Raw genomic sequence first — 18,213 nt, 5'->3', positions numbered from 1 at the left:
CCCCATTATGCAGAGGGCCCCGGCACCATGATGGTGCCGGGGCCCTCTGTGTCGCTGAGGCGGATCAGGCGAGGATCTTGGTGACCTTGCCGGAGCCGACGGTGCGGCCACCCTCACGGATGGCGAAGCCGAGGCCCTCCTCCATGGCGATCGGCTGGATGAGCTCGACGGTCATCTCGGTGTTGTCACCGGGCATCACCATCTCGGTGCCCTCGGGCAGCTCGATCACACCGGTCACGTCAGTGGTACGGAAGTAGAACTGCGGACGGTAGTTGGTGTAGAAGGGGTTGTGACGTCCGCCCTCATCCTTGGACAGGATGTAGACGTTGGCGTCGAACTTGGTGTGCGGGGTGATGGAACCCGGTGCTGCCACCACCTGGCCGCGCTCGACGTCATCGCGCTTGAGACCGCGCAGCAGCAGGCCACAGTTCTCGCCGGCCCATGCCTCGTCGAGCTGCTTGTGGAACATCTCGATACCGGTGACGGTGGTCTTCTGCTTCTCGCGGATGCCGAGGATCTCGACCTCGGAGTTGATGGCCAGGGTCCCGCGCTCGGCGCGACCGGTGACCACGGTGCCACGGCCGGTGATGGTGAAGACGTCCTCGATGGGCATCAGGAACGGCTTGTCCTTGTCACGCTCGGGCTCGGGGATGTACTCGTCAACAGCCTCCATGAGGTCCTCGACGGACTTGACCCACTCGGCGTCGCCCTCCAGAGCCTTGAGGCCGGACGTGCGGATGACCGGTGCGTTGTCGCCGTCGAACTCCTGGTCGGAGAGCAGCTCGCGCACCTCCATCTCCACCAGGTCCAGGAGCTCCTCGTCATCGACCATGTCCGACTTGTTCAGAGCCACCAGCAGCTGGGGCACGCCCACCTGGCGGGCCAGCAGCACATGCTCACGGGTCTGAGCCATCGGACCATCAGTGGCGGCGACCACGAGGATCGCGCCGTCCATCTGAGCAGCACCGGTGATCATGTTCTTCACATAGTCAGCGTGACCGGGGGCGTCGACGTGTGCATAGTGACGCTTCTCGGTCTGGTACTCCACGTGAGAGACGTTGATGGTGATGCCGCGCTCGCGCTCCTCAGGAGCGTTGTCGATGTTGGCGAAGTCCTTGGCCTCGTTGAGGTCAGGGTACTTTTCAGCGAGCACCTTCGAAATAGCGGCAGTCAGCGTGGTCTTGCCGTGGTCGACGTGACCGATGGTGCCGATATTGAGGTGCGGCTTAGTCCGCTCGAACTTTGCCTTGGCCACAGGTTCCTCCTATAGAACGTGGTTTGAATCAGTAAGATTTACTTCAGGCACAGGGGTGTCCCCGGCTGAAACTCTCGCAAGTCTACTGATTTCATGGGGTTTGGGGAAATTCAGTTACGCGCCGAGATTACTCGCCGCGGCTCTTTTCGATGATCTCTTCGGACACTGCCTTCGGTACCTCTGCATAGGAGTCGAAGGACATGGTGAACACTGCGCGGCCCTGGGTGCGGGAGCGCAGTTCGCCGATGTAGCCGAACATTTCGCTCAGCGGCACCGACGCCTTGACCACCTTCACGCCGGAGGCATCGTCCATGGACTGGATCTGCCCGCGGCGGGAGTTCAAGTCACCGATGACATCACCCATGTACTCCTCAGGAGTACGGACCTCAACAGCCATCAGAGGCTCCAGGATCACCGGGTTGGCGCGCTTGACACCCTCCTTGAAGACCTGGGAGCCGGCCATCTTGAAGGCCATCTCGGAGGAGTCGACGTCATGGTAGGCGCCGTCCCGCAGAGTAGCCTTCACACCTACCAAGGGGTAGCCGGCCAGTACGCCCAACTGCATGGCGTCCTGGATACCGGCGTCCACCGAAGGGATGTATTCACGTGGGATACGTCCACCGGTGACGGCGTTCTGGAACTCGTAGAGCTCGTCCTCAGTGGTCTCCAGCGGTTCGAAGTCCACCTGCACCTTGGCGAACTGTCCGGAGCCGCCAGTCTGCTTCTTGTGGGTGTACTCGACCTTCTCGACCTTCTTCTTGATGGTCTCGCGGTAGGCCACCTGCGGCTTGCCCACATTGGCCTCGACCTTGAACTCACGCCTCATGCGGTCCACGAAGACATCCAAGTGGAGCTCTCCCATGCCGCCGATGACGGTCTGGCCGGTCTCCTCATCCAAGGACACGGTGAATGTCGGGTCCTCGGCCACCAGCTTCTGGATGGCGGTGGAGAGCTTCTCCTGGTCACCCTTGGTCTTGGGCTCGATCGCCACGTTGATCACCGGCTCCGGGAAGCTCATGGACTCCAGGACGATCGGGTGGTCCGGGTTGCACAGGGTGTCGCCGGTGGTGGTGTCCTTCAGGCCGATCACCGCGTAGATGTGGCCTGCCTGCACCTCCTCCACCGGGTTCTCCTTATTGGCGTGCATCTGGAACAGCTTGCCGATGCGCTCCTTCTTACCCTTGGTGGAGTTCATGATCTGCGCTCCGGAGGTCAGCTTGCCCGAGTACACACGGATGAAGGTCAGTGTGCCGAAGAACGGGTGGGAGGCGATCTTGAAGGCCAATGCGGCGAACGGCTCGTCCTTGGATGGCTTGCGGGTGAGGATCTCCTCCTCGTCGCCGGGCTTGTGGCCTTCCATGGACTCCACATCTGCCGGTGAGGGCAGGTAGTCGATCACGGCGTCAAGCATCGGCTGCACACCGCGATTCTTGAACGCAGAGCCGCAGAAGACCGGGTAGGCCTCGCTGTTGACGGTGATCTTCCGGATGCCGGCCTTGAGCTCGTCAATGGTGAGCTCTTCGCCTTCGAGGTACTTCTCCATGAGCTCCTCGTCGGCCTCAGCTACAGACTCGACGAGCTCATTGCGGTACTCCTCGGCCTTCTCTTTGAGGTCCTCGGGAATCTCGCGCACCTCATACTCGGCGCCCATGGTCACATCACCCTTGGCGTCTCCCGGCCAGACCAGCGCTTTCATCTGCAGCAGGTCGACCACGCCGACGAAATCGTTCTCAACGCCGATGGGCAGCTGCATCACCAGCGGCTTGGCGCCCAGGCGAGACTTGATGGTGTCCACGGTGAAGTAGAAGTCGGCACCCAGCTTGTCCATCTTGTTGACGAAGCAGATGCGCGGGACGTTGTACTTATCAGCCTGGCGCCACACCGTCTCCGACTGGGGCTCCACGCCCTCCTTGCCGTCAAAGACTGCGACGGCGCCGTCGAGCACGCGCAGGGAGCGCTCCACCTCAACGGTGAAGTCCACGTGGCCGGGGGTATCGATGATGTTGATCTGGTTGTCGTCCCAGAAGCAGGTCACCGCGGCGGAGGTGATGGTGATGCCGCGCTCCTTCTCCTGCTCCATCCAGTCCGTCGTCGACGCACCGTCATGGGTCTCACCGATCTTGTGGTTCATGCCCGTGTAGAACAGGACACGTTCGGTGGTGGTGGTCTTACCGGCATCGATGTGGGCCATGATGCCGATGTTGCGGACCTTCTTCAGGTCGGTGAGCACCTCTTGTTGTGCCACGGTGTGTTCCCCTATTCCTTATTACCAGCGGTAGTGGGCGAATGCCTTGTTGGCCTCGGCCATCTTGTGGGTGTCCTCGCGGCGCTTGACTGCAGCACCCAGGCCGTTGGAGGCGTCGAGGATCTCGTTCATCAGGCGGTCGGTCATCGTCTTCTCGCGGCGGTCCTTGGCGTAGCCGACCAGCCAGCGCAGGGCCAGCGCGGTGGCGCGGCCGGGCTTGACCTCCACCGGCACCTGGTAGGTGGCACCGCCGACGCGGCGGGAGCGGACCTCAAGTGCGGGGCGGACGTTGTCCATGGCGGTCTTGAGGACATCCACAGAGTTTTCGCCGGACTTCTTGGCCACACCCTCGAGCGCGCCGTAGACGATGCGCTCAGCGGTGGACTTCTTGCCGTCGACCAGCACCTTGTTGATCAGCTGGGTGACCAGCGGTGAGCCGTGGACGGGGTCTTGGACGAGCGGGCGCTTAGGAGCGGGTCCTTTACGTGGCATTACTTCTTCTCCTTCTTGGCGCCGTAGCGGCTGCGAGCCTGACCGCGACCCTTGACACCCTGGGTGTCGAGCGCGCCGCGAACGATCTTGTAGCGGACACCCGGGAGGTCCTTCACACGACCACCGCGTACCAGCACAATCGAGTGCTCCTGCAGGTTGTGGCCCTCACCGGGGATGTATGCGGTGACCTCCACGCCGCCGCCCAGGCGGACACGAGCCACCTTGCGGAGTGCGGAGTTCGGCTTCTTGGGGGTGGTGGTGTACACACGGGTGCACACGCCACGGCGCATCGGGGACCCCTGCAGGGCAGGAGTGGCGTTCTTGGCGGCCTTGGGGCTGCGGCCCTTGCGCACCAGCTGCTGAATAGTAGGCACTATGCAATCTCCATTGTTGTTCAGGTCTTGTGGCCGTGACCGGCCGGGCACGTCTCTGCGCGGGGGAAGTTCCGCCACTCTTCAGGGTCAAGGCGTCTGTGGCCGCACGCGGCCTGTACTACATCTGCCTCTACGCATGAAAATATGTGGCATTTGTTGCGCACCTTCCCCGCAACCCGGACCGAGTCCTACTGCCACACAGAAACAATCAAGTCAACGATACCAGCTGCCCGGGCGTCTGGCGAACTGCGGGTGGCCGTGCCCCTGCAGTTGATCGAAGGGGCGCTCACTGCGAAAACCTGGGTGCACCACGCGACAGGCGAAGCGCCTCGCACCGTATTCATATCGTATTCAATGTGCCGTCCTAGCTACGGTCTGACTCACCTGCCCAGGACTCCCCATAGTTTTCGGCGTCAGCGCTGGGCGCATCAGAACCAGCAGTCTCAATCTCCGAGCTGTGATCTGCCGACTGCGCTGAGTCAGCTGTCGAAGCCTTCTCCTTCGGCCGGCGCCGCCTTCTGCCCCGAATGAGGAGGACGACGGCGCCCGCTGGCACCACGAGCACAGCCAGCCAGGGCAGGATCGCCCCGGCCGCCACCAGCAGCACATTGGCGGTGGAGACCAGTCCGCTCCAGCCGGTCTGGAGTCCGCCGAGGAAACCGTCAGCCTCCACCTCGGTGATCGGTTCGGTGCTCAGCTCCACCTGGAGGGTGGACATGGACACCTGGTCACCGAGGGCGTTGCGCTCTGCCTGCAAGGCTTCGAGGTCGGCCTGGCGCTGGCTGAGTGTGGTCTCGATCTGCAGCAGATCCTCGGCGGTGTCGGCTTCTGCCATGATCTCGATGAGCCTGTCCACTGAGGTCTCAAGAGCCTCGATCCTGGCATCGAGATCCCGGACTGTGCCGGTGACGTCTTGGGCGGATTCGGAGAGTTCGCTGACGTCGCCGAGATCTTCGAGACCGTCCAGCATGTCAGGCAGGTTCTCTGCCGGCAGGCGCAGGGTGAGCGAAGCCCGGGTGGGGTTTCCCTGGCTGTCGGTGGCCTCCTGACGGTCTTCCACGTAGCCGCCGTATCCGGTGGTTCGGCTCAGCAGGTCGGCGACTGCCTCGGAGGTGTCGTCGACCTCGACAGCGGCGTAGGCGGTGGTGATGACCTGACGGTCAGGCGCCTCGGCGGAGTCACCTGCTAAGCCGCTTCCGGCCTCGTCGTCCTGAGCCTGCTCGGCATCGATCGCCTCAGGCTCGGCCTCCTCGACCTGGTCGGACTCAGCACCGATCGCTTCGCTGTCATCACCGGTATCAGCGGTCTCGCCGTCAGTGCCGCAGGAGGTCAGTACGAACAGCGCCAACAGCAGTGCTGCGAACCACCGCAATCCCCGTTCCATGGCTTGGAGACTACGGAGACCCTTCCAACAGGGTCAATGGCCCTGCTGTCATCGTGACCACATCGTGACGGTGCGCAGCTGACCGACGTGCTGATCGAGAACTGCCAGATCGGCGAACTGGACCTCGGGGGAGCCAGAGTGCGGCGCCTGGCGCTGCGCGACTGCACGGTCGAGACCCTGGTGCTCACTGGGGCCAAGCTCAGGGATGTCGATCTGCGAGGCGTCGAATTCCGTCACATTACCGGGATTGACCATCTGCGCGGCGCGACGATCTCCTCCGCACAGCTCGAAGCCCTGTCCCGACACCTGGCCGCCCAGGCCGGCATCATCATCACCGGCTGATTGGTGGCCGACGCTTCGGAGGCCTAAGAGAGAATCTTCGGGCTACTCGGCGGCGGCATCCTGCTCGCCTTCGTCGGAGCCGGCGTCGGTGACCGGGACGTCCTCGAAACGCCAGGGGTTCACGCCCACCACCTGGAGCAGCCAGTCGGTGCCCTCATACTCTCCGGGGGACTCCAGGGTCAGCTCATCGGCACCGATATCGGGGTAGACCAGATAGGCGACCGCCGAGTCGCCCTCGTTGTAGCTGTAGTATACGCCGAAGAGGACGTCGCTGAGCCGACGGTAGTCCGCGCCGTCGAACTCGGTCTCCTCGGGGTTCTCCTCGTCGATCTCCACATCGGTGACGAAGTACCGCAGCGGCTCGATCCACTGGTCACCGGCCACCAGGTAGGGCAGGTCCACCGAGTTGACCTGGCTGACGCCGGCCCGGTGGATGCCTCCGGTGCCGCGGATGAAGGGCCAGCTGATGTCGCCGTCGTCGACGGTGGTCTCCGCGCGGATGCCGGCCACGACGAATCCGTCATGCCGCTCTAAGGAGTCCACGCTGAGAATGACGTCGTCGTTGTACTCCTGGAGGAGATCACCCTCATAGGAGAGATGAAGCTCCTCATCGGCGGAGGCCACCGGCCCCTGAGGCTCGGGCAGCTCGCCTTCCACCGTCTGCTCCTCGGAGTGTGTCACCGTGGTGAAGTGCAGCTCCACGCGGCGGTTCATCGCCCGGCCCTCCTCCGAGTCGTTGTCGGCGATGGGCTCCCGGAAGGACTCGCCGGTCACCGAGACCTCATCGAAGGCGTCCAGGTCGACCAGATCCTGAAGCCGCTGGTGCACCGCCTCGGCGCGCTCCTCGGAGAGCTGTTGGTTGTACTCCTCATCGAGCACATTGTCGGTGTGCCCCACGATGCGCAGCTCCCCGCCCTCGGTGCCGGCCATCTCCTGGGCGGCGGCCTGCAGCGCCTCGTCCGCCTCGGAGGAGAGGTCCGAGGAGTCGACGTCGAAGAGCACATCGGAGGGCAGGCTGACAGTGGTCTCCTCCCCCTCGATCTCAATGGAGTACTCGGGGGTGTCCCTCCAGGTGATGAGGTCGTGGCTCTGCCCGACGACGTCGGTGTAGTCGATGGGCTCCCCGGTGGTGTTGGCCTCCTCCAGGTCACCCTCGATCACCGGGACGCCGGAGACCATGCCGAAGTGGGGCAGCAGGATGCTGACAGTGTCGCTCTCGGGCGCGTCGAAGACACCCACCCAGTCCAGGGTCTCCCCCGGCTCGGCCCGGTCCCCGAAGCCGTCCCCGGAGGCGGCGCTCTCCACAGCGATGGGGCCCTCACCCTGCTCCAGGCGGGCTACCTCGGCCACGGTCATCTGATCAGGGTCGATGAGCCGGACCTGCCCGCCGTCTACGGAGCCGTCGGTGATGCCGACCAGACCGAAGAGGAAGTCCATCGTGGCGATACCCTCCTCCCCTTCCTGGTAGTCGAATTCCATGGGGAGCACGGCGAGGTCCCCGTCGCGGACCACGGGACCCACCCGAGTCTCCATGGTGACCTCCTGGTTGGGACCGGAATAGTGCGGGATGAAGGTCGCCGTAGCCGATACGGACTCGCCGTCTGCCTCGTCACCAGTGCCGCTGCCGGCAGGTTCGGGTTCACTCTCCTGTTCGGCCTGGCCACCAGACTCTTCGGACCCGGTCTCACCGTCGGCATTTACAGGGGCAGTGGGAGGTCCGTCGTCGAACTCTGCGGCATCCTCCGGTGCGCAGGCCGCCAGAGCCAGCACAACAGCCATCGCGGCAGTGGTCTTGATCGGGGCTGAGGTGTTCATCTGTTCCGTTCCTTGGCTCGTGTCCTGTATCAGTGGTGACACCGGTGAGTCGTGCCCAGCTTGCGAAAAGTTGCATCCGTTTCCTGCAAATACTCTAGACCGGACCCACCACAGGACAGGTAGCATCTGCCCAGGGCCACCATCTCACCCCTGCAGCTCCAGGAACTCGCCCCGCATCTGGCCGCGGAGGCCGGCATCGCCGTCTCCGACTGATGGAACGTCAGCTCACGGGTCCAACAGCACATGCGGAACCGCCGCCAGGCCATCGCGCCGCCGTTTTACGTGACTCCCAGCGTGGGACGGCACACGTTCAAGATGGCTCTTCGGACTGAAACCCGAACCCGCCCTCACGCTGACAGCGTCGCGATTTCCTCGCGGAAGTCGACATTGGTGTTGCACTGGGCCGTCGGATGGCGTAGAACTCAATGCCGCACTGAGTCACTGCACGATGGCTCACTCATCACCGGAGGCGTCGTCGGATGTGCGCTCGTCGGAGGGCTGCTCGACGCGCTGCCGGCATCGGTGACCGGCACGTCTTCGAAGCGGAAGGGGTGGACACCCGCTGCTGCGCTCCACGCGTTCCACCGTCAGATCCAGCTCCGTCCCGGCCTCCGGACCCCGGCCGCCGTTGACCACTCGTAGGGTCTCATCGGCCCCGCCGACCGGACCACATGGCTCAGGCAGCTCACCAGCGACCTCCGTCTCCTCGAGTGCGGTGACCAGACCGAACTCTCGCAGCAGTGCACTGGCAGCGTCTCCCTCAGGTGCGGCAAAGATCCCGGTCCAGGACATAGTCTCCCCGGCCTCGACACTGCAGAAGCTTGTGTCCTCTCGCGTCGAAGCACAGAACGAGGCGATCTCACCACCTCCGTTGTCCCGGCGGGCGAGTTCAGCCACGGTCATCGCCTCATGGTCAAACAACCGTGCCTGGCCGCCTGCATGATCCTGGGCACCGTTCAGTCCCTGACACAAGTCCAAGGCGCTAATCGACCCGGCTCCCTCCCTGAACTCAATCTCCAGGGGGAGAGCGACCAGGTTGTCCTCACGGATGATGGGCCCGGCGGTCAACTCCATCGTGATCTCCCCCTCGGTGCTCAGTCCGGCGCGGGGGATGAAGGTGGCCGAGGCGGTGACGACCTCCGAGCCGAAGGCTGCCGGATCTGTGGGATTCGCCCAACCGCCGAGAAGTTGCATCCGTTCCGCACAAATATACAAAGCCAACTGGGTTGATGGCCCTGTCATTGCGAGCGAGGCACAGCAGGGAACGCAAAGGCCCGGGTGGGGCTCCTGTTCGGGAACCCCATCCGGGCCTTGCTCAGACGACGATTTCTCGTAGTGCTTTCGTGCTGTCGCGGCGCTATAGCTGTACGACGCGCCGAAAGCTATACGACAACTGGCCTACCGGAAGTCGACATCGGTGTTGTAATCCTCCAGCGGGATGGCGTGGAACTCGCTGTCCCGGTCGGCGCCAGCGTAGTCAAAGCTGGAGCCGTAGAGGCTCGGGCCGGTGAAGAGGTTCGCTTTGGCGTCCTCTGTGGGCTCCACCGTGGTCTGGGTGTAGCGGTCCAGGCCGGTGCCGGCCGGAATGAGCTTACCGATGATCACGTTCTCCTTCAGGCCCAGCAGCGGGTCGGACTTGCCTTCCATCGCTGCCTGGGTGAGCACGCGGGTGGTCTCCTGGAAGGAGGCAGCCGAGAGCCAGGAGTCAGTGGCCAGCGAGGCCTTGGTGATGCCCATGAGCTCGTCACGTCCGGAAGCCGGGCGCTTGGACTGCTCGAAGGCAGCCTTATTGGCCTGCTGGAACCGGAAGCGGTCGGCCAGCTCACCGGGGAGCAGGTTGGTCTCGCCGGATTCGATGACGGTGATCCGCCGCAGCATCTGCCGGACGATGACCTCCACGTGCTTGTCGTGGATGCCCACGCCCTGGGACTGGTAGACCTCCTGCACCTCGGCCACCAGGAACTTCTGGGCAGCCCGTGGGCCGAGCACGCGCAGCACCTGCTTGGGGTCCACGTGGCCGCGGACCAGCTGGGTGCCGACCTCCACATGGGCGGTGCCTGAGTTGTCCTCACCGAGGTCGATCAGCAGCCGGGCGCGGCGCAGCACCGGGTAGACCTGCTCCTCGGAGCCGTCGTCCGGAGTGAGCACCAGGCGTGCCTGCTTCTCGTCCTCCTCGAAGTGCACCCGGCCGGAGGATTCGGCGATCGGGGCCACACCCTTGGGGGTGCGGGCCTCGAACAGCTCCTGGATACGCGGCAGACCCTGGGTGATGTCATCAGCCGATGCCACACCTCCGGAGTGGAAGGTACGCATGGTCAGCTGGGTGCCGGGCTCGCCGATGGACTGGGCGGCGATGATGCCCACAGCCTCGCCGACGTCGACCCGGTGGCCTGCTGCCATCGAGCGTCCGTAGCAGGCAGCGCAGGTGCCCACCGGGGACTCACAGGTCAGCACCGAGCGGACCTTGATGGTCTGCACACCGGCCTCGAAGAGCTTGTCGATGAGCACATCGCCCACCTCGACGCCGGCCTCGGCCAGCACCTCACCGTTGGCATCGGCAACCGCCTCTGCCAGGGTACGGGAGTAGGCGGAGGTCTCGACCATCTTGTGGAGCTCAAACTCGGAGTCCTTGGTGATCTCCTCGCTGACGTACTTGCGCCCGGACTTGACCAGCACGCCGTCGGGGCGGAGGTCGTCGTCGTGGGCGTAGTACTTCGGCTGGGCGATCGGCACGGTCAGACCGCGGGTGGTGCCGCAGTCCTCGTCGCGAACGATGACATCCTGGGAGACATCCACCAGGCGGCGGGTCAGGTATCCGGAGTTGGCGGTCTTCAGCGCGGTGTCGGCCAGACCCTTGCGGGCACCGTGGGTGGCGATGAAGTACTCCAGCACGGTCAGGCCCTCGCGGTAGGAGGACTTGATCGGCCGCGGGATGATGTCACCCTTCGGGTTGGTCACCAGGCCACGGATGCCGGCGATCTGCCGGATCTGGTTCCAGTTACCACGAGCACCGGAGGTCACCGTGCGGTTGATGTTGTTGAGGGAGTCCATTCCCTCCATCATCGCCTTCTCGATCTCGGAGGTGGCCTTGCCCCAGATCTCCTGGAGCTCCTGGGTCCGGTTGTCCTTGCCGATGAAGCCGAGGCTGTACTCCTCCTCCACCTTGGCGACCTGGGCCTCGTACTTGTCCATGATGGCGGCTTTGTCGAAGTTGGAGGTGATGTCCGAGATCGCCACGGTGACACCCGAGCGGGTGGACCAGTAGAAGCCGGCGTCCTTGAGGTTGTCCAGTGTCTGGGCGACCTGCACGGTGGAGTACCGCTCGGAGATGTCGTTGATCAGCGAGCCGAGGGCCTTCTTATCAGCGACGTCGTCCTGCCACGGGTAGTCCTCCGGCAGCAGCTCGTTGAACAGCACCTTGCCCAGGGTGGTCTCGATCAGCGCAGGCTGACCTTCTTCCCACCGCTCAGGGGCGGTGACCTGCTTGGAGGGCACGAAACCTTCCACCTGGATCCTCACCGAAGCGTTGAGGTGCAGCTCCTTGAGGTCGAAGGCCATCTGCGCCTCACCCAGGGATGAGAACACACGTCCGGCACCGGCAACGTCCTCACGGGAGGTCGTCAGGTGGTGCAGACCGATGATCATATCCTGGGCCGGCAGCGCCACCGGGCGGCCGTCGGAGGGCTTGAGGATGTTGTTCGAGGAGAGCATCAGGATGCGCGCCTCGGCCTGAGCCTCCGGGCCCAGCGGCAGGTGCACTGCCATCTGGTCACCGTCGAAGTCAGCGTTGAACGCAGCACAGACCAGCGGGTGCAGCTGCAGGGCCTTGCCCTCCACCAGCTGCGGCTCGAAGGCCTGGATGCCCAGGCGGTGCAGGGTGGGTGCACGGTTCAGCAGCACCGGATGCTCGGTGATGACCTCTTCGAGCACGTCCCAGACTGCAGAGCGCTGGCGCTCCACCATCCGCTTGGCGGACTTGATGTTCTGAGCGTGGTTGAGGTCCACCAGCCGCTTCATCACAAAGGGCTTGAACAGCTCCAACGCCATCTGCTTGGGCAGACCGCACTCGTGCAGCTTCAGCTGCGGGCCCACCACGATGACCGAACGGCCGGAGTAGTCCACACGCTTGCCGAGCAGGTTCTGGCGGAACCGGCCCTGCTTGCCCTTGAGCATGTCAGACAGCGACTTCAGCGGACGGTTGCCCGGCCCGGTGACCGGGCGGCCGCGGCGGCCGTTGTCGAACAGGGAGTCCACCGACTCCTGCAGCATGCGCTTCTCATTGTTGATGATGATCTCCGGGGCACCGAGATCCAGCAGCCGCTTGAGGCGGTTGTTGCGGTTGATCACCCGTCGGTAGAGATCGTTGAGGTCGCTGGTGGCGAACCGGCCACCGTCGAGCTGGACCATGGGGCGGATCTCCGGCGGGATCACCGGGACTGCCTCCAGGACCATGCCGGTGGGTGAGTTGCCGTTCACCAGGAAGGCGTTGAGCACCTTGAGCCGCTTGAGCGCGCGGGTCTTTCGCTGGCCCTTGCCGGTGGCGATGGTCTCGCGCAGCGACTCGGACTCGGCCTTCATGTCGAAGGTCTGCAGACGCTTCTGGATGGCCTCGGCGCCCATGAAGCCTTCGAAGTACTGTCCATACTTGGCCCGCATCTCACGGAAGAGAGTCTCGTCGCCCTCCAGGTGGCCCACCGAGATGTTCTTGAACCGGTCCCAGACGTTCTGGATCTGCTCGATCTCGGCGTCGGCACGCTTGCGCACCTGAGCCATCTGTTTCTCTTTGGTCTCGCGGAACTTCTTCTTCTCCGCGGCCTTGGCGCCCTCGGACTCGAGCTCGGCCAGGCCGTCCTCAAGCTCCTTGGCGATGGCGGCGATGTCAGCATCACGCTGCGAGGTCAGGTGGTTGACCTCTTGGTCCACCTCGGCCTGCAGGTTGGGCTGATCCTCATGGCGGCGGTCATCGTCCACCGAGGTGATCATGTAGGCAGCGAAGTAGATGACCTTCTCCAGGTCCTTCGGCGCTAGGTCCAGCAGGTAGCCCAGGCGGGAAGGCACACCCTTGAAGTACCAGATGTGGGTCACCGGTGCGGCCAGCTCAATGTGGCCCATCCGCTCGCGGCGGACCTTGGAGCGGGTGACCTCCACACCGCAGCGCTCGCAGGTGATGCCCTTGAAGCGCACCCGCTTGTACTTGCCGCAGTAGCACTCCCAGTCCCGGGAAGGTCCGAAGATCTTCTCGCAGAACAGGCCGTCCTTCTCCGGCTTCAGGGTGCGGTAGTTGATGGTCTCGGGCTTCTTGACCTCGCCGTGGGACCAGCGAAGGATGTCGTCGGTGGTGGCCAGCCCGATGCGCATGGTGTCGAATGAGGATTCAGTGGACATAGTCCGGTATCTCTCTTTTCTTCTTCTTAAAAGTTCGTCAAGCGTATGTGTGGTCGCTGAAGTCTGAGTTCAGACTTCCTCGACCGAGCTGGGCTCAGCCCGGGAGAGGTCGATGCCGAGCTCCTCAGCGGCGGAGAAGCCGGAGTCCTCGGAATCGGCGTCGCGCATCTGGAAGGCGTCTCCGTGCTCGTTGAGCACCTCGACGTTCAGGCACAGCGACTGCATCTCCTTGATGAGCACCTTGAACGACTCCGGAACACCGGGCTCCGGGATGTCCTCGCCCTTGACGATGGCCTCGTAGACCTTGACGCGGCCGTGGATGTCATCGGATTTGATGGTCAGCAGCTCCTGGAGCGTGTAGGCGGAGCCGTATGCCTCCAGGGCCCAGACCTCCATCTCGCCGAAGCGCTGACCGCCGAACTGCGCCTTACCGCCCAGCGGCTGCTGGGTGATCATCGAGTACGGTCCGGTGGAGCGGGCGTGGATCTTGTCATCGACCAGGTGGTGCAGCTTCAGGATGTACATGTAGCCCACGGAGACGGCATCCGGGAACGGCTCGCCGGAGCGGCCGTCGAACAGGTGGGCCTTGCCGTCGGGGTTGACCAGCCGCTCGCCGTCGCGGGAGGGATTGACCGAGTCCAGGATTCCGGTGAGCTCCTCCGGCTCCGCGCCGTCGAACACCGGCGTGGCCACCTTGGTGGGGCCGGTCTCCTTCGGCAGGTTCGGCAGATCCTTGAGCCATTCGGGGTCGCCCTCGATCTTCCAGCCGTTGGCCGCGGCCCAGCCCAGGTGCAGCTCCATGACCTGACCGATGTTCATACGGCCGGGCACGCCCATGGGGTTGAGAACGACGTCGACCGGGGTGCCATCGGGCAGGAAGGGCATGTCCTCGACCGGCAGGATCTTGGAGATCACGCCCTTGTTGCCGTGGCGGCCGGCGAGCTTGTCACCATCGGTGATCTTACGCTTCTGGGCCACGTAGACCCGGACCACCTGGTTCACGCCCGGGGGCAGCTCATGGTCCTCGGTCTCAGCATCCAGGATGCGCACACCGATGACCGTGCCGGCCTCGCCGTGGGGCACCTTCAGGGAGGTGTCGCGGACCTCGCGGGACTTCTCGCCGAAGATGGCGCGCAGCAGGCGCTCCTCGGGGGTCAGCTCCGTCTCGCCCTTGGGGGTGACACGGCCGACCAGGATGTCTCCGGACTCCACCTCTGCGCCGACGTGGATGATGCCGCGCTCGTCGAGCTGGGCCAGCATCTCCTCGGAGACGTTCGGGATGTCCCGGGTGATCTCCTCGGCACCGAGCTTGGTGTCGCGGGCGTCGACCTCGTGCTCCTCGATGTGGATGGAGGTGAGCACGTCATCCTGCACCAGGCGCTGGGAGAGGATGATGGCGTCTTCGAAGTTGTGCCCTTCCCAGGACATGAACGCCACCAGCAGGTTCTTGCCCAGGGCCAGCTCACCGAGCTCGGTGGACGGGCCGTCGGCGATGATCGACTGGTACTCGACCCGGTCGCCTTCGGCCACGCGCACCTGCTGGTTGTAGGCGTTGCCCTGGTTGGAGCGCTGGAACTTCATGATCGGGTAGTTGGTGTAGCTGCCGTCGTCGTTCTGGACGATGACCAGGTCGGCAGCGACCTTGCTGACCACGCCGGCCTTGACGGCGGTGACCGAGTCTCCGGCGTCGATGGCGGCGAACTTCTCCATGCCGGTGCCCACCAGCGGGGACTCGGACTCCAGCAGCGGAACAGCCTGGCGCTGCATATTGGCGCCCATCAGCGCACGGTTGGCGTCGTCGTGCTCCAGGAATGGGATCAGGGCGGTGGCCACCGAGACCATCTGGCGCGGGGAGACGTCCATGTAGTGGATGTCGCTCGGGGAGACCAGCACCGGCTCGCCCTGCTCACCGGAGGAGGCATCGCCGCGGCAGAGCACCACATCCTCGGTGAAGGAGCCGTCGGCCTCCAGCGGCGCGTTGGCCTGGGCGATGTTGGCCACCAGCTCGTCATCGGCGGTCAGGTACTCGATCTGCTCGGTGACCTTGCCGTCGACCACCTTGCGGTAGGGGGTCTCGATGAAGCCGAAGTTGTTGATCCGCCCGTAGGTGGCCAGCGAGCCGATCAGGCCGATGTTGGGGCCTTCAGGGGTCTCGATGGGGCACATGCGGCCGTAGTGCGAGGGGTGCACGTCACGGACCTCCATGCCCGCACGGTCACGGGAGAGGCCGCCGGGGCCCAGTGCGGACAGGCGCCGCTTATGGGTCAGGCCCGCCAGCGGGTTGTTCTGATCCATGAACTGGGACAGCTGCGAGGTGCCGAAGAACTCCTTGATGGAGGCCACCACAGGACGGATGTTGATCAGTGTCTGCGGGGTGATGGCTTCGACGTCCTGGGTGGTCATGCGCTCGCGGACCACGCGCTCCATGCGGGACAGGCCGGTGCGGACCTGATTCTCGATGAGCTCGCCGACCGCGCGGATGCGGCGGTTGCCGAAGTGGTCGATGTCGTCCACGGTGATCGGGATCTCCACCTCGGCGCCGTCGCGCACGCCCTTGATGGTCTTCTGCCCGGCGTGCAGCGCACACAGGTAGTGGATCATCGCGGTGATGTCCTCTTCGGTGAGCACGCTGGCATCGGCGTCGGAGAAGTCCTTGTCCACGCCCAGCTTGCGGTTGAGCTTGTACCGGCCCACCTTGGCCAGGTCGTAGCGCTTGGCGGTGAAGTAGAGGCTCTCCAGCAGGCTGCGGGCGGCCTCGACTGTCGGCGGCTCGCCCGGGCGCAGCTTGCGGTAGATGTCCAGCAGCGCCTCATCCTGGGTCTCGAAGGTGTCCTTCTCGATGGTGGCGCGGATGGAGTCGTAGCCGCCGAACTCCTCCAGGATCCGGGACTCGGACCAGCCGATGGCCTTCAGCAGCGCGGTGACCGGCTGCTTGCGCTTGCGGTCCAGGCGTACGCCGACCTGATCGCGCTTGTCGATCTCGAGTTCGAACCAGGCACCGCGGGAGGGGATGACCTTGGCGGTGAAGATCTCCTTGTCCGAGGTCTTGTCCTGGGATGACTCGAAGTAAGCCCCCGGGGAGCGGACCAGCTGGGAGACGACCACACGTTCGGTGCCGTTGATGATGAAGGTGCCGCGGTTGGTCATCAGCGGGAAATCGCCCATGAAGACGGTCTGCTGCTTGATCTCACCGGTGTTGTGGTTCATGAACTCGGCCTTGACGTACAGCGGGGCCGAGTAGGTGGTGTCGTGGTCCTTGCACTCATCCACGGTGAACTTGGGGTCGGAGAACTCCGGATCGGAGAAGCTCAGCGACATCGTCCCCTGGAAGTCCTCGATGGGGGACATCTCTTCAAAGATGTCAGCCAGACCAGAGGTGTCCGAAACACCCTTGATGCCCTTCTCCTTAGCCTCGGCCACACGGGCGGCCCAGGATTCGTTGCCCACTAGGCGGTCGAAGGACTCGATCTGCAGAGCCAGCAGCTCAGGAACATCGAGGGGTTCGTGAATCTTTGCGAATGAGAGTCGGCCGGCGTATTCGGGGGTGCGGGCCGATGCAGCGGTATTTGGTGAGGTGCTCAAGGCGACCAAGAGGGATCCTTCCACAGACCTTTTACGTTGTGCGTACCGGATCGCTTCCACATTAACTTCAGGTCACGCCGCCGCAGTGGCAACGTTGTCCAAAGGTGCACCTACCGCTATATGAAGGCACAAAAATAGAGGGGAAACGCGAAGTTTTAGGATACACAGAAAATCTAGGCATGCGCAAGTGCACACTGAAAAAGACCCAAATAGAGGGTGATGGAGTCCACACTAGCACTCCCTGAGGCGGTACGCACAGAAGGTGTCGACGAAGATCTATGGAAAGTCCCATGCAGCCAAGGGCTGCGCCTCAGCTAAGACCCCCGTGTAGGCAAGCACTCACTTCCCAGGAACTTGATGACTTGATAGTGAGAAAGACAGCGACAGACGTGGAAGAGACCGTCGTACCAGCTCAGGCGGATGGGGCTCCAGCGTCGATGTGGTCGTTCGGCCGGGTGAGTGAGGTCAGCGTTGGAGAGAAAGCTCCCCATCTGTAGTACCGGTTCAATGTAGTACTGCTTCGGGACGGTGCTGTCGGTGCCTGGCATCCTCGCTCTGTCAGGTGGCGCAGCACATATGACCCAGAACGTACGCATCCACACCTTGCCCTAGACGATTCTTCTCTGCTCCGCCCACCGGGTGAGTTCGTGGCGGGAGGACAGCTGCAGCTTGCGCAACACCTTGGACACGTGGGTCTCGACGGTCTTGATGGAGATGAACAGCTCAGAGGCGATCTCCCGGTAGGTGTAGCCGCGGGCGATCAGCCGCATCACCTCCACTTCGCGGGCCGAAAGTCGGTCAAGTTCTTCGTCACGGACATCCTCGGCCACACCGGAGGTGCCGAAGGCATCCAGCACGAACCCCGCAAGCCGTGGGGAGAAGACGGCGTCGCCCTCGGCTACAGCGTCGATGGCGTTGACGAGTTCCTCAGTGCCGATCGTCTTGGTGACATACCCCCGGGCCCCGGCGCGGATCACCGAAACCACGTCAGTGGCCTCATCCGAGACGCTGATGGCCAGGAATTTCACATCCTCCAGCAGGTCACGGCAGAGTTCCACGACTTCTGCCCCGCCTCCGCCGGTACCGCCAGGGAGGTGGACATCAAGCAGGACGACCTCCGGCATAGCGGACCGGACCACCTGAGAGGCCTCATCCACTGTGGCTGCCTCACCGACGACGTCGACGGCGTCGCCAAGCTCAGACTTCAACCCGGCCCGGAAGATTCCATGGTCGTCAACGATGACGATACGACGGACGCTCATGATTCCCTTTCTGTGCTGGTCCCGGCGGCGGGGAAACCCCGCTCGCCTCTCGGCCGGCTCGGGCCGGCCTTCACACC

Annotated in this window: 11 protein-coding genes; 1 reads left to right on the top strand and 10 read right to left on the bottom strand. The window is 63.9% G+C overall.

Features of this window, described 5'->3' with window-relative positions:
- Positions 1-64 precede the first annotated feature (64 nt).
- From tuf to DVO78_RS08000, 5 genes are all read right to left on the bottom strand, one after another.
- The gene (gene tuf, locus DVO78_RS08020) at positions 65-1,255 is read right to left on the bottom strand and encodes an elongation factor Tu (protein WP_120004299.1); all 1,191 of its coding nucleotides are present in this window, start codon (positions 1,253-1,255) and stop codon (positions 65-67) included.
- 127 nt (positions 1,256-1,382) lie between these two features.
- Positions 1,383-3,500 carry an elongation factor G gene (gene fusA / locus DVO78_RS08015; protein ID WP_274380748.1) on the bottom strand — a complete coding sequence of 706 codons (2,118 nt, stop codon included), beginning with the start codon at positions 3,498-3,500 and terminating at the stop codon, positions 1,383-1,385.
- A gap of 21 nt (positions 3,501-3,521) precedes the next feature.
- Positions 3,522-3,992, bottom strand: a complete 471-nt coding sequence (gene rpsG, locus DVO78_RS08010; RefSeq protein ID WP_120004298.1) for a 30S ribosomal protein S7 — start codon at positions 3,990-3,992, stop codon at positions 3,522-3,524.
- On the bottom strand, positions 3,992-4,366 hold the full coding sequence (rpsL, locus tag DVO78_RS08005) for a 30S ribosomal protein S12 (RefSeq protein WP_120004297.1): 375 nt from the start codon (positions 4,364-4,366) through the stop codon (positions 3,992-3,994). Before rpsL ends, rpsG begins: the two co-directional genes overlap by 1 nt.
- A gap of 364 nt (positions 4,367-4,730) precedes the next feature.
- On the bottom strand, positions 4,731-5,750 hold the full coding sequence (locus DVO78_RS08000; protein ID WP_120004296.1) for a DUF4349 domain-containing protein: 1,020 nt from the start codon (positions 5,748-5,750) through the stop codon (positions 4,731-4,733).
- Between the two features lie 87 nt (positions 5,751-5,837).
- Here DVO78_RS08000 and DVO78_RS07995 point away from each other — a divergent pair, with 87 nt between their 5' ends.
- A complete protein-coding gene (locus DVO78_RS07995; protein WP_120004295.1) occupies positions 5,838-6,092 on the top strand; it encodes a pentapeptide repeat-containing protein in 255 nt (84 codons plus the stop codon).
- Between the two features lie 42 nt (positions 6,093-6,134).
- Here the strand turns inward: DVO78_RS07995 and DVO78_RS07990 are convergent, their stop codons facing one another.
- From DVO78_RS07990 to DVO78_RS07970, 5 genes are all read right to left on the bottom strand, one after another.
- A complete protein-coding gene (locus DVO78_RS07990; protein ID WP_120004294.1) occupies positions 6,135-7,907 on the bottom strand; it encodes an OmpA family protein in 1,773 nt (590 codons plus the stop codon).
- A 453-nt stretch (positions 7,908-8,360) separates the two neighbouring features.
- On the bottom strand, positions 8,361-9,101 hold the full coding sequence (locus DVO78_RS07985) for a hypothetical protein (RefSeq protein ID WP_120004293.1): 741 nt from the start codon (positions 9,099-9,101) through the stop codon (positions 8,361-8,363).
- Between the two features lie 204 nt (positions 9,102-9,305).
- On the bottom strand, positions 9,306-13,292 hold the full coding sequence (gene rpoC / locus DVO78_RS07980; protein ID WP_120004292.1) for a DNA-directed RNA polymerase subunit beta': 3,987 nt from the start codon (positions 13,290-13,292) through the stop codon (positions 9,306-9,308).
- A 69-nt stretch (positions 13,293-13,361) separates the two neighbouring features.
- The gene (rpoB, locus tag DVO78_RS07975) at positions 13,362-16,883 is read right to left on the bottom strand and encodes a DNA-directed RNA polymerase subunit beta (RefSeq protein WP_120004291.1); all 3,522 of its coding nucleotides are present in this window, start codon (positions 16,881-16,883) and stop codon (positions 13,362-13,364) included.
- A gap of 599 nt (positions 16,884-17,482) precedes the next feature.
- On the bottom strand, positions 17,483-18,136 hold the full coding sequence (locus DVO78_RS07970) for a LuxR C-terminal-related transcriptional regulator (protein WP_120004290.1): 654 nt from the start codon (positions 18,134-18,136) through the stop codon (positions 17,483-17,485).
- Between the last annotated feature and the right edge of the window lie 77 nt (positions 18,137-18,213).

It is taken from the genome of Nesterenkonia muleiensis (assembly GCF_003600155.1).
GTDB lineage: Bacteria > Actinomycetota > Actinomycetes > Actinomycetales > Micrococcaceae > Nesterenkonia > Nesterenkonia muleiensis.
The sequence above is the reverse complement of the archived record's forward strand: the minus strand, read 5'-3'. Positions and strand labels throughout refer to the sequence as shown.

Excerpts from the sequence above, each read along its gene's own strand:
- rpoC (WP_120004292.1), bottom strand. The coding sequence starts at position 13,292 with ATGTCCACTGAATCCTCATTCGACACCATGCGCATCGGGCTGGCCACC.
- DVO78_RS07985 (WP_120004293.1), bottom strand. The coding sequence starts at position 9,101 with ATGCAACTTCTCGGCGGTTGGGCGAATCCCACAGATCCGGCAGCCTTC.
- rpsG (WP_120004298.1), bottom strand. The coding sequence starts at position 3,992 with ATGCCACGTAAAGGACCCGCTCCTAAGCGCCCGCTCGTCCAAGACCCC.
- DVO78_RS08000 (WP_120004296.1), bottom strand. The coding sequence starts at position 5,750 with ATGGAACGGGGATTGCGGTGGTTCGCAGCACTGCTGTTGGCGCTGTTC.
- DVO78_RS07990 (WP_120004294.1), bottom strand. The coding sequence starts at position 7,907 with ATGAACACCTCAGCCCCGATCAAGACCACTGCCGCGATGGCTGTTGTG.
- DVO78_RS07970 (WP_120004290.1), bottom strand. The coding sequence starts at position 18,136 with ATGAGCGTCCGTCGTATCGTCATCGTTGACGACCATGGAATCTTCCGG.